Here is a 12,001-nt window from a genome sequence, read left to right on the forward strand (position 1 = left end):
CCTGATACAAACGGCTCCCCGCGACACTTCGCTGGGACCATCGGGAGGAGTTCGATGGCGTCTGTCGCGATTAGCGATGTTTACAAATCGTTCGGGGCCACCGAGATCCTGCATGGCGTCAGCGTCGCTATAGATGACGGCGAGTTCGTCACGCTAGTCGGACCGTCCGGCTGCGGGAAATCGACGCTTCTGCGGATGATTGCCGGCCTGGAAAAGATTTCGCGCGGCCATATTTCGATCGGCAACCGTATCGTCAATGACGTTGCTCCCAAGGAACGCGACGTGGCCATGGTCTTTCAGAATTACGCGCTCTACCCGCATATGACGGTTGCGGAGAACATGGGGTTCTCGCTCATGCTCAAGGGTGTTCCGAAGGCGGATAGCGATGCGGGGGTGAAGCGGGCGGCCGAAATCCTCGGGTTGGTGCCGCTCTTGTCGCGCTATCCGCGCCAGCTTTCGGGCGGCCAGCGCCAGCGCGTCGCCATGGGCCGGGCGATCGTGCGCGATCCGCAGGTGTTCCTGTTCGACGAGCCGCTGTCCAACCTCGACGCCAAGCTCAGGGTCCAGATGCGCGCCGAGATCAAGGAACTGCACCAGCGGCTGAAGACGACGACGGTCTATGTCACCCACGACCAGATCGAGGCCATGACCATGGCCGACAAGATCGTGGTCATGCATGACGGCATCGTCGAGCAAATCGGGCCGCCGCTGGACCTCTACGACCGTCCGAACAACCTCTTCGTCGCGAGCTTCATCGGCTCGCCGGCTATGAACCTGCTCAAGGGCACATTCGCCAACGATGGCGCGCCGACCTTCCGGGGCGCGGGAGGCATTTCCCTGCCTTTGCCGGGACTTACCTCGATAGGCAACGGCGAAGCCATGGTCCTCGGAGTTCGGCCCGAGCATCTGCGGTTGGCCGATGACGGCATTCCGGTCACCGTGGTGGTGATCGAGCCGACCGGCTCGGAAGTGCAGATCATCGGTCGGACGGCCGGCGGCGAGGACATCGTCGCCAATTTCCGCGAACGCCATTCCTTCGTGCCGGGAGAAACCATCCGGCTGTCGGTCGAATCGGGCCCCATCCATCTGTTCCACGGCGAGACGGGCCAGCGGATCGCAGCGGCACACTAGAGCCACGCAACGAGGAAACGACAGGAGGAAACGAGCATGAAGTTCACCAGACGCGACGTGATCCGCACGACCGCCGGCGCGGCCGCCGGAGCCTTGGGCAGCCGCTTCGTCGGCTCGAGCGCCTTCGCCCAGGAGGGCCTGACCTACAAGCCCGAGGAAGGTGCCAAGCTCAGGCTGCTGCGCTGGTCGCCTTTCGTGCAGGGCGACGAGGACCAGTGGCTCAAAAATACCAAGCGCTTCACCGAAGCGACGGGCGTCGATGTGCGCGTCGACAAGGAGAGCTGGGAAGACATCCGGCCCAAGGCGGCAGTCGCGGCCAATGTCGGCTCCGGCCCCGACCTGATGCTTGTCTGGTTCGACGACCCGCATCAATATCCCGACAAGCTGCTCGACGTGACGGAACTGGGCGACTATCTCGGCAAGAAGTATGGCGGCTGGCACGACGGTCCGAAACAGTATGCGACGCGCGAGGGCAAATTCCTCGGCCTGCCGCTCGCCACCATCGGCAACGCCATCGTCTATCGCGAAAGCTGGGTGAAGGAAGCAGGCTTCTCGGAATTCCCGAAGGACACGGCCGGTTTCCTGGAGCTTTGCAAGGCGCTCAAGGCGAAAGGGCATCCGGCCGGCTTCACGCATGGCCACGGCGTCGGCGACGGTAACAATTACGCGCATTGGCTGCTGTGGAGCCATGGCGGCCAGATGGTTGATGAGAAAGGCAAGGTGACGATCAACAGCCCTGAGACGCTGAAGGCGATCCAGTATGCGCAGGAGCTCTACAAGACCTTCATCCCAGGCACCGAAAGCTGGCTCGACGTCAACAACAACCGCGCCTTCCTGGCCGGCGAAGTGAGCGTGATCGCAAACGGCATCTCGGTCTACAACACAGCCAAGGTCAACAAGGACAAGGATCCGAAGCTGACCGAAATCGCCAAGGACATGCGGACGACCAACATGCCGATCGGTCCGGTCGGAAAGTCGGTCGAGCTGTACCAGGTGACCACGGCCGTCATCTTCAACTACACGCCCTATCCCAACGCCGCCAAAGCCTATTTGCAGTTCATGTTCGAGGATCCGCAAATGTCGGACTGGATCACCTCCTCGGCCGCCTATTGCTGCCAGACGCTGAAGGCCTTCGACAACAATCCAGTGTGGAAGGCCGATCCGAACAACGCCCCTTACGCGAAGGCGTCCGCGACGCTGCGGCCCAACGGCTATGCGGGGCCGCTCGGCTATGCCTCGGCCGCAACCATGGCCGACTACGTGCTGGTTGACATGTTCGCCAAGGCGGTGACGGGCCAGGCTACGCCTCAGGAAGCTATGGAAGAGGCCGAAAAGCGGGCCAACCGCTATTATCGTATCTAATCCTGTCGAGCACCTGAAGCAGGGTGGCCGCGACGTCTTCCGGGCTACGGAAGAAAAGCGTGGTCACCCAACGTCCCACCGTCTCTCGCAGGGAGTCCGCGCCATGGCCGTGCCATCAGTTGCCGTTCAGCGGCGTCCATCGATCCTGTCGCGCCTGGCCGAGAGCCGCAACACGCTTGGCCTCGGCTTCATGCTGCCGGCGGCGGCGCTGCTCCTGGTGTTCCTGACCTATCCGCTGGGCCTCGGCGTCTGGCTCGGCTTCACTGACACCCGCATCGGCCGCCCCGGCATCTATATCGGTGTCGAGAACTATGAATACCTTTGGAGCGACAGCGTGTTCTGGCTGTCGGTCTTTAACACCCTGCTCTACACGGTCAGCGCCTCGATTCTGAAATTCGTGCTCGGCCTCTGGCTGGCTCTCATCCTCAACGAAAAATTGCCCTTCAAGTCGTTCTTCCGCGCGGTGGTGCTGCTGCCCTGGGTGGTGCCTACGGTGTTGTCGGCCATCGCCTTCTGGTGGATCTACGATTCGCAGTTCTCGATCTTGTCCTGGGCGCTGCAGCAGATGGGCCTGATCGACCACCGGATCAACTTCCTCGGCGATCCAACGAATGCGCGCGCCTCGGTCATCGCGGCCAATGTCTGGCGCGGCATTCCTTTCGTCGCGATCACGCTGCTTGCAGGGCTGCAGACGATTCCCCAATCGCTCTACGAGGCCGCCACGCTCGACGGCGCCGGCCGATGGCAGCTGTTCCGCCATGTGACACTGCCGCTGCTGACGCCCATCATCGCCATCACCATGACCTTCTCGGTGCTGTTCACCTTCACCGACTTCCAGCTGATTTACGTGCTGACCCGAGGCGGACCGGTGAATGCCACCCACCTGATGGCGACATTGTCCTTCCAGCGCGGCATTTCCGGAGGGCAGCTCGGCGAAGGCGCGGCCATTGCGGTCGCCATGATCCCCTTCCTCTTGGCGGCGATCCTGTTCAGCTATTTCGGCCTGCAACGGCGCAAATGGCAGCAAGGCGGCGGAGACTGACATGGCCGCGATCAAGCAAGTCGAGCGCCCGAACACCGACGAAGGCGGCATGGGCTACCTGCAGAGTCTGCCGCGCCGGGTGGTTACGGTCTATCTGCCGCTCTTGGTGTTCGTCGTCGTGCTGCTGTTTCCGTTCTACTGGATGACGGTCACGGCAATAAAACCGAATGCCGAGATGACCGACTATGCGAACTACAATCCGCTATGGGTGGTGCATCCGACCTGGCGGCATATACGCTATCTGCTCTTCGAGACATCCTATCCCGGCTGGCTGCTCAATACGGTCATCATTTCGACCGCAGCCACGTTCCTGTCGCTGGTGTGCGCCGTTCTTGCCGCCTATGCGATCGAAAGACTGAGGTTTTCGGGGGCGCGGCAAGTCGGCCTCGCCGTGTTCCTTGCCTATCTCGTCCCGCCGTCGATCCTGTTCATCCCGCTATCGCTGATGGTGTTCAACCTCGGCCTGTACGACACGCCGTTCGCGCTGATCCTCACCTACCCGACCTTCCTGATCCCGTTCTGCACCTGGCTCTTGATGGGCTATTTCCGTTCTATTCCTTTCGAGCTGGAGGAATGCGCGCTGATCGACGGCGCGAGCCGCTGGCAGATCCTGACCAAGATCGTGCTGCCGCTGTCGGTGCCGGGCCTGATCTCGGCTGGCATCTTTGCCTTCACCCTATCCTGGAACGAGTTCATCTACGCGTTGACCTTCATTCAATCGTCGGAAAAGAAGACGGTGCCGGTCGGCGTGCTCACTGAACTGGTTCGCTCCGATGTCTATGAGTGGGGCGCGCTTATGGCAGGCGCGCTGATCGGGTCGTTGCCGGTGGTGGTGCTCTATTCATTCTTTGTCGAGCACTACGTTTCCTCAATGACCGGCGCGGTAAAGGAATAATGTCGTGCGGCCGAACCCTGGCACCCGGGAAGACATGATGCCGTTGTCGCCGGGCAACAGCGCCGAAACCTCAACACTGCCCTTGATTGCAATGCGCTGAAGCGATGAGGCTGGCGTGCCCGCGAGGTAGTGTCGCCTTCATGTGGATGAGCCAGCACCCTACCCTGACCTGGGTCGACCAGCGGCCACCAGGAAGCGCCACAGCGTCGTTGTGGGCCGGCTCGGGTTCCTTGCTGCCTATGAGCAAGGCTTTAGCCCACCGCCCCATTCGCGGCGGCGGTGGGCACCCCATGCAAAGCAGAGGGCATAGCCGAGGGAGAGGTGCGGCCGCCCCCCCAGGCTATTACGCCGTGAACTTGCAAGTTCTGCGCGATGGATAATTTTCCCGATATGAGACAGTTCATCCCGCGCTACTAATTAGGGCGTACTAATACACGCATTACTTGTGCGACGTACCTCGTTGTGCAAGTGTATGAATGCCCAGGGCGAGAGTAACAATAGCCTTCAGCCGGCGCCATGTGTCGTGAGCCCTCCGCCGCCGGTCAGGCCCGGTTCGTGCTAACCCCCGCAGCCGGCCGGGCCGCTGCACTATGGGCAAGGTGTCCGCCGGCTGCGCTCCTCTGGCGTCAGCGCATGATTGGTGAATTGCAGGTTCCGACTGTCACGGCCGGCGCCGCGGCAGTCGTGGCAGAAGATCACCTTGATCAGATCCCAGTGCAGGCACCCATGATCAGGCCCGAGCCGCTTAACCAGTTCGGCAACGTCTAAGGTAGCGCTCCGCTTGCATGTGAGGCAGTTCACCGAAAGGCCTGTGCCGGCCTGCAGCTTCTTGCCGAGCGTGTCTTCAACGAAGGGGTATTTGTTCGACATTGGCGATCCTCATGCAAAAAGGAGTCGCCGCACCATCTAGGGATTTATTCCTCGCCAAGCTTGCCTTCAAGCTCTTTCACAAAATGAGCCTCATTGAGGAGTTTTTCCCAATCGGTGCCGAAGCGCTCGATCAGATCGGTGGCCTGCGCCGGTGTGAGATTTGCTTCTCGCGCCAATCGCCCGGCCAGAAGGTCGACTTCAGTGAGATCACTCGCAGGCAAGCTGCCTTCGCGGTGTTGCATCGCCTCGAAAATCACCTCGTAGACACTACCCACCTCCTCATAGACCTCGGCCACCTCGATGCCTTCCAGGTTCGCCGCTTCCATGACTTGGTCGACCAGATCGCTTATTGCGGCAGGGTCATCGGTCGTAACTTCCGGCAGGTGCTCCGCCATCCATTTACGAAAAAAATCCAGTCCGCGCTTGCTCATCTGGCGATAAGCCTACGACCAACATTAGGTTCCGCTTATCTGACGGACAGCACCCGCGAGAATGCCGGGGTTGACGAAGCCGCCGATCGCGCCAGAGCCCACGCACTTTGGAACATAAGCGGCCGCTGCATCATTTGATGGAACCGCGAGATAAGATCGTCGCGGTAGGAGAGGCGGAGGCCCGCTATTCCCCAGGGGGTGGCGGGCCTTTCTGTCATTCCCCACGGCGGGGCCGGAGGCATCTAGTGCGCCGGATTTTGCTGCGACTGACATAGCCCGCCATTTTTGTGGCGGAGGCAAGCGCTCTCTGTTCCGGCGCGCAAGAGCCGGGGACATGCCGAACTTGACCACATAAAACCCGTCGGAGTGAACCAGCGGGCGAAAGCTTGGAGTGGGCCCAGTGTGCTGCCAAGAGGGTACGCGATCACACCATGTCCAAAAGGCCTAATTTAGCCAATCTGAATGTGCGGCGGACTCACGGTTCGCCAGGCCGGCGCTCGCTTCAGGCAATCTCCCCAACGAGAGGCGCCGGCCACCTTAGCCCGTTGCGGGTGTGGGGCACATCCGCAGCGGGCTATCGGACCGCTGAACTCGGGAAATGCATCATTGCTCCCGAAAATCCTTCAATGACGCGTGCCGAAGCTTTTCCTCGCCTTTGAGGAACTTCACCCGGCCGACAAGTAACAGACCGATCCGCTCATGACCATTGCTAACGAGGTAATCGACGGCTTCGCGCGCCCCGCCTTCATTGTCCACGACAAGGCTGTCACATTGCACGTCCTTTACCACGCGATCGATGAGCACGACCGGTGCGCCCTCGCGCGTCAGTTGCACGATGTGCTCGCTGTCGGTCGCCGAGGTGGGTGCCAGAATGAATCCGCGGATGCTCAGGGAGCGAAGGCTCTCTAGCAGTTCCTTTTCTTGCTCCACGTTCTCTTCGCTGCTGGCGATCAGCAAATTGTGGCGATGTTTGCGCAGCTCCACTTCGATATCATGGGCGATGCGCGCGAAGAACGGATTCTGGATGTCGCCGGGCACGAAGCCGACGATCGGCAGTTGTCCGCTACGAAGCGCTTGCGCAACGAGGTTTCCCCGATAGCCCAGTCTTTCCGCTGCCTCCAGTACGCGAACCCCGGTCTCTTCGCCGACGTAACCGTAACTGTTGAGCGCCCGGGCGGCCGTCGCGCGCGATACGTTGGCCGCGGCAGACGTCCTTGAGAGTGATGCCCTTTTGCGTCACAGCTATTCCTCTTGCGACATGCACATTGCGTCATATCGTCGGTCTCAGGTCAGGGAGCGGGCGTTTTTGTCGGCATATTCGCCCGAATCGCAAACTGCCAATACACCTTCCGCAACTTCTTTGCGTTTGCTCAACAAACGTGCGTCTGTTGACTAGCGTGAAAACTTCGTCCCTGAAAGCACTACGTTTGATGCTGCCCGCCAAATGCCTGGCATCGTCAGCATTACGGCAATGAATCAACCCCTGCGGTCAAAGGCGAACGTCTCTGGCGTCGACCATAAGATTGTTGGGGCGAAGCCTTGCCTTCGAGCTCGTCCCGCGACTTGGGGCAGATCGTCGTCATAACCATACTCTGCGCTACGAGGCGCAACTTTGATACAAGACAGCGGACCGAGGGAATGGCTCTCCCGGCTGGCGCTAGCCAATAGGAGCCGCCCCAAAACACCCCTGCTGGCGTGGGAGGCGGCACGCAGGATGGGGCGGTTGTCTTCGCGCAGAACCTGAAGCCAGGAAGCCAGGTAGTCGGTAAGGCCATCATTCCGCTCGATGAGGTCCGCCGCAATTTCTTTTCGCACCGGACGCTCCCGAAATTCATTCGCAAGCTCAGTTCAGGCGACATTGCCCCTGCCGCTCAAGCGAATAGAAACAACTGAGAAATGTGCCAAGGGTATCCGTTTGCAGAATTTGGCAGACTACCTTGATATAAGCGCAGGCTGGCGGCCCAGAGGGAGTTTTCCCAGATGAGCGGTTGGAAAATGCAGATTTAGCGCTCAAATTCTGGGCGATAACGTTCCATGTGCCGCCGAGCTTCGTCGAGGCGTTCGAAGATGGGCGAAGACCTGAATGATCATCCGTGCTCGCAGGCGACCACGACACAGCCGTTCACGCGCTTTCACAGGCGAGGCGCCTGCACCCGTCGCTTTCAGTCAACTGGATAGAGAAATATCGTCCGATCGTTCAGCGGCACGATCGCAGCATGTATATAGACGGGCTACGCGCTGCTGGGCTTGATAAATTGTCGGTTTTGGGCCGCTGCCGCAGTCTTGCGGACGACGTCGATCACTCTTCTGGAAGGCCGGCGAGGCGCAGTCCATCAAGGATGGCGGCCATGCGGCTCGGATCCTTCGCAGGTAACCCGGCCCTGATGCCTGCTATGGTCACTTGCGGAGCAATCGCCTTGAGCTTTCCGAGATAGCGGTGCGCATCCTCCATCCGGCCGAGATGGGCGTTTGCCGCGATCAATATCCAGAAGGTGGCATCAAAGTTCGGATTTACGGCGAGCGAACCAGCAGCCCAGGCCAACGCCGTCTCATAATTGCCGAGGATCATTTGCGCGTGAGCCCGACCACATAGCGCAATGTGGGCGAAGGGATCGCGCGGCGACAGCCGGCCGGCGCGATCGAACAGCGCGACCGCGTCCGTCACACTGCCGCAATGCAGGTGGGCGATGCCTGCCGCAGTAACGACTTCCAGGTTGTGCGGATTGGCGTCGAGCGCGGCTGTCAGCACCGCCATCCCCCAATCGTATTCGCGCGCGACCTGCACCAGAGCCATGGCACAATGCGCCATCACCGTCGGGTCGCCCGCAGCCTTCTCGAGCCCACGACGTGCCAGCTGGAAGCAATCGGCCCGATCGTCGGCTCCCAACGCGGGCCAGCCCATGGTGATACGATGCTCCAACACCCAGGCGGCGTGGGCGAGTAACAGCGCATTGTCGGGCTCCAGCAACAGTGCGTCGGTAAGTAGTGCGTAAGCCGCGGCATTCTCGCTCGGCGTTTCGGCGCGGATCTTTGATAGGGTGGAGAGGTAACAGTCGTAAGCCGCCATGCTGCCAGGCCGTTCTCGCCGGGAGCGCTCAATCTCGGCAGCCTGTATGTGTGGTGCGACCAGGGTAGCGACACTTTCGGTAATACGATCCTCGAAGTCGAACACCTCGTCGAGCGAACCCGCGAAAGTCTGAGCCCAGAGATGGGCGCCGCTGAGCCCATCGACCAGTTGCGTGGCAATTCTCAGCCGGTTGCCGAGGCGCCTGATGCTGCCTTCGAGCACATATCGAACACCAAGCTCCTCGGCCACCTGCCGCACGTCAACGGAGCGGCCCTTGTAGACGAACGCAGAGTTTCTGGCGATCACCGAAAAACTCCTGAAACGGCTCAGTGCGGTCGTGATTTCCTCCACGACGCCATCGGCGAAAAAGGATTGTTCCCGATCCGATGACATGTTGTCGAACGGCAGCACGACGAGCGACGGCTTATCGATAACCGGCGGCCTCTCGACCACCGCCGTGGGCAGAACCTCCCCAGCAAACATATATCCACGACGCGGTAAGGTGCGGATCAGCTTCTGCTCCTTGTCACCCAACGCGCGCCGGATGTCGCTGACGCACTGGGTAAGCGAGTCCTCAGTGACGACGACATCATTCCATACCGAGCTTAGAAGATCGTCCTTCGACACCATATGGCCGGCATTGCGGACCAGAAAAACCAGCAGATCGAGCGATTTCGGCCGCAATGCAACCTCGCCCGCGCCGTTGCGCAAGATGCCTGTGCGTGTGTCGATATTGAAACCAGCGAAGCGATAGATCGGTTGCAGCTCGGCGCTCATCGCGAATGTCTGCCCCTTGTAATTTCAGCGCTTCTTCAGCTTTTTTCAGACCGACTTCCGGACATCCCGTTCGCACTGGTGCAATGTCACGTCCGAAGAAGAAAGTGGCAAGAATCACAACCGGAGCAAGAACGCGTGCTTCCAGCGCTCCGTGTGCGCCATGTCTTTTATATCATCCGTTATCAACCAAGCGTAGCCTTACAGATCGCCAAAGGAGGAAACCATGCCACTCGCAGACATCGAGCAACCGACAGCTTGGAATCCGCGGCTGGACGCCGTAGCGGCGGCGCCCCAAAACCACCAAGTGCTTTATGAGGATGATGTGATCCGTGTGCTTTCCGTCACCGTCGCACCAGGCGAAACCGAGCCGGTCCATCATCACTGCTGGCCGTCAATCTTCGTCATCGACCGACTTGCGAAGCTGCGCGATTTCGATGGTGAAGGCAACGAAATCGCATTGCCGTTTCCGGCCACCTTCGACATGCCGCTCATCCTGAAATTGCCTCCACAGCCCGCACATGCCGTGCGCAATGAGGATGTCGTGGCGGTTCACGGGACGCGCATCGAATTCAAGCAAGGCTTCCCGGAATAATCCAAGCCACCAGTCAAAACGAGAATTACTCAGGGCATTTACTCGGCAACGGGTGGCAAGCCGAGAACACGAGGGCGTCAACACCAGCGCAGCCAGTCCGCTCCATGCACCAGCGCTGCACGCGATGGGTTTTGCGAGGAGCCAAGGGCGCGACGTGGCAGGCATGTCCGGTCCCGATTAGCGCCGTTCCACGCCCTTTGCCGCCAAGATGTCGTCAACGGCTGTCGACATCAGAAATTGCGACAGCTGCTTGGCTACTTCTGCATGCGTTGAATTGGTGCTGATGCCAATGGCGAAGTCGACGTAACTTTGGAGTTCGGCCGGAAACCGACCGACAAGCATGACCTCGGGAGCGGCGGCGAGAATCGAAGTCACTGGAACAACCCCCAATTCGGCTTCCCCACGGCCTACGGCCGACGCTGTCTGCCCTCCTGGTATGGCCACCAGCTTGGGCTTCACCTCATCCGCTAATCCCATGCGTTCCAGCAAACCGGAGAAGTAGCCACCGCTGGTTCCTTCACTGGCGTAGGCGATTGATTCGGCGCTCTTCAGGGCATGTTCGAATGCTTCCACGGACCCAATGTTGAGCGGTCGACTGCCTGTCTTGGCCGCCACCCCCATTGCTATCCGGCCAAACGCTACCTGACTTCCCGCCTTGACCTTTCCCAACGAGATCAGATCTTCAACCAGGTTCGGATTGGTGATGACGAGGTCAAACGGCTCCCCAGCCTCAATCTGATTCTTTACTGTCGGATTGAGTTCCCACTTGGCCGCAACGGTGGATCCTGTGACCGTTTCGAATCCGTCGGCCCTTGCATGTCTTCTCCGCTATTTCTGCGGCGCGGCGGGTTGAGCCGGCTGGACACCCTGCTGATCGCCGCCGGTGCTCGATTTTGCGGTTGGATCCCTGTCCACTTGCGTGTTCTGATCTGGCGGCTGGTTGCTTACCGAGCTTGTCTTGGAGCTGTCGACGCTATTGTCGCTACACCCTGCGATGAGGCCGGCGATCACTATAAAAGCCAATCGTTTCATGTGAGCGTTCCTTTACCCCTGAACTACCCGCGAAGAAGAATGTTCCGAGCAACGGCGGGTGTTGCCTTGGAGTGGCAGAGTTCGCCGCGACGTCTTCAGGGCTGTTTTTTCATCAGGAAAACGGTTTGTCGACCTCGAACCTCAGGTCGGCATTAATGCTACCCAGGGATAGAACCAGCGGCTGTGCCAAAATTCAAACTCCGCTTTTCGGGTTATCGGCTGGCGTGATCTGCAAACCGGCTTGCTCGATAGCCGGTCCCATGTGCACGCTTCGCGGTGTCCCCAAGCGACCGTCTCATCAGACCTCGCTCCACGGCGCTGGAACGGCGAATCGTGTCAATGTTCCGGGGGCCACGCGACAGAGCCGGCGACCGGCCGGCGAAATGGCTACACCTCTGAAGGATCGCTACGCCCCAATTCCAGCGGGCGCGGGCAGTTCCGTCGATTATTGGTGACGTGGGGGACGATCTCGAAGGCTCTTTCCTTGGGGCCGCAGCACGCGAAAACGAAACAGGCCTGCCCGGGGTGGGCAGGCCTGTCTCGGAGCACCGGGTGCTCTGACTGCGGCGTCTTGGGAGGGAAAGCACGAAGCCGCGCACCCGAACCGGGATCCCCCGGTCGATGTTCCAAAAGAAAAACCGTCCCAGCTGATCGGCGCAAATCTTCGTCGTCCGAACCGACGCGCAGGACCGCGGCCTTCCCCGATATCGTGGCAACGGCGGGCCTGCCTCCGTGGACCTCGATCCATTGCCCGGATCACGGCATATTTGTGGTCGTGACCCCCGCTCATCGTCGCCTCCCT

11 protein-coding genes and 1 pseudogene are annotated in these 12,001 nt (G+C 60.3%); 7 read left to right on the forward strand and 5 right to left on the reverse strand.

Annotation, left to right across the window (positions count from 1 at the left end; translation table 11 throughout):
* Positions 1-54 precede the first annotated feature (54 nt).
* The 4 genes from AC0L2L_RS03250 (at position 55) to AC0L2L_RS03265 (ending at position 4,430) form a co-directional block, all read left to right on the forward strand.
* Positions 55-1,131, forward strand: coding sequence for an ABC transporter ATP-binding protein (locus AC0L2L_RS03250; RefSeq protein WP_473576148.1), 1,077 nt, complete (start codon positions 55-57; stop codon positions 1,129-1,131).
* Positions 1,132-1,167: 36 nt separating this feature from the next.
* Positions 1,168-2,493: an ABC transporter substrate-binding protein gene (locus tag AC0L2L_RS03255; protein ID WP_473576149.1), complete on the forward strand. Its 1,326-nt coding sequence runs from the start codon at positions 1,168-1,170 to the stop codon at positions 2,491-2,493.
* 190 nt (positions 2,494-2,683) lie between these two features.
* On the forward strand, positions 2,684-3,535 hold the full coding sequence (locus AC0L2L_RS03260) for a carbohydrate ABC transporter permease (RefSeq protein WP_473576629.1): 852 nt from the start codon (positions 2,684-2,686) through the stop codon (positions 3,533-3,535).
* A gap of 1 nt (position 3,536) precedes the next feature.
* The gene (locus tag AC0L2L_RS03265) at positions 3,537-4,430 is read left to right on the forward strand and encodes a carbohydrate ABC transporter permease (RefSeq protein WP_473576150.1); all 894 of its coding nucleotides are present in this window, start codon (positions 3,537-3,539) and stop codon (positions 4,428-4,430) included.
* A 588-nt stretch (positions 4,431-5,018) separates the two neighbouring features.
* On the opposite strand, the gene AC0L2L_RS03270 is transcribed toward AC0L2L_RS03265, so the two are convergent.
* The 3 genes from AC0L2L_RS03270 to AC0L2L_RS03280 form a co-directional block, all read right to left on the reverse strand.
* Complete coding sequence (locus tag AC0L2L_RS03270) at positions 5,019-5,300, reverse strand: hypothetical protein (RefSeq protein ID WP_473576152.1); 282 nt, start codon at positions 5,298-5,300, stop codon at positions 5,019-5,021.
* Between the two features lie 44 nt (positions 5,301-5,344).
* Positions 5,345-5,731: a hypothetical protein gene (locus AC0L2L_RS03275; protein WP_473576153.1), complete on the reverse strand. Its 387-nt coding sequence runs from the start codon at positions 5,729-5,731 to the stop codon at positions 5,345-5,347.
* A 603-nt stretch (positions 5,732-6,334) separates the two neighbouring features.
* Entirely contained in the window at positions 6,335-6,769 is a 435-nt protein-coding gene (locus AC0L2L_RS03280; RefSeq protein WP_473576154.1) for a type 1 periplasmic-binding domain-containing protein, read from the reverse strand.
* Between the two features lie 657 nt (positions 6,770-7,426).
* Between AC0L2L_RS03280 and AC0L2L_RS03285 the strand changes: the two genes are divergently transcribed.
* Positions 7,427-7,624: a pyocin activator PrtN family protein gene (locus AC0L2L_RS03285; RefSeq protein WP_473576156.1), complete on the forward strand. Its 198-nt coding sequence runs from the start codon at positions 7,427-7,429 to the stop codon at positions 7,622-7,624.
* Entirely contained in the window at positions 7,590-7,715 is a 126-nt protein-coding gene (locus AC0L2L_RS03290; protein WP_473576157.1) for a hypothetical protein, read from the forward strand. Before AC0L2L_RS03285 ends, AC0L2L_RS03290 begins: the two co-directional genes overlap by 35 nt.
* Before the next feature lie 315 nt (positions 7,716-8,030).
* Here the strand turns inward: AC0L2L_RS03290 and AC0L2L_RS03295 are convergent, their stop codons facing one another.
* Positions 8,031-9,575 carry a winged helix-turn-helix domain-containing tetratricopeptide repeat protein gene (locus AC0L2L_RS03295; RefSeq protein WP_473576159.1) on the reverse strand — a complete coding sequence of 515 codons (1,545 nt, stop codon included), beginning with the start codon at positions 9,573-9,575 and terminating at the stop codon, positions 8,031-8,033.
* A gap of 223 nt (positions 9,576-9,798) precedes the next feature.
* Between AC0L2L_RS03295 and AC0L2L_RS03300 the strand changes: the two genes are divergently transcribed.
* The gene (locus AC0L2L_RS03300; protein WP_473576161.1) at positions 9,799-10,167 is read left to right on the forward strand and encodes a hypothetical protein; all 369 of its coding nucleotides are present in this window, start codon (positions 9,799-9,801) and stop codon (positions 10,165-10,167) included.
* 177 nt (positions 10,168-10,344) lie between these two features.
* Here the strand turns inward: AC0L2L_RS03300 and AC0L2L_RS03305 are convergent.
* Positions 10,345-10,968: pseudogene (locus tag AC0L2L_RS03305) on the reverse strand (molybdate ABC transporter substrate-binding protein); the annotation flags it as partial.
* Positions 10,969-12,001 lie beyond the last annotated feature (1,033 nt).

This window comes from Mesorhizobium sp. WSM4832 (assembly GCF_055811115.1).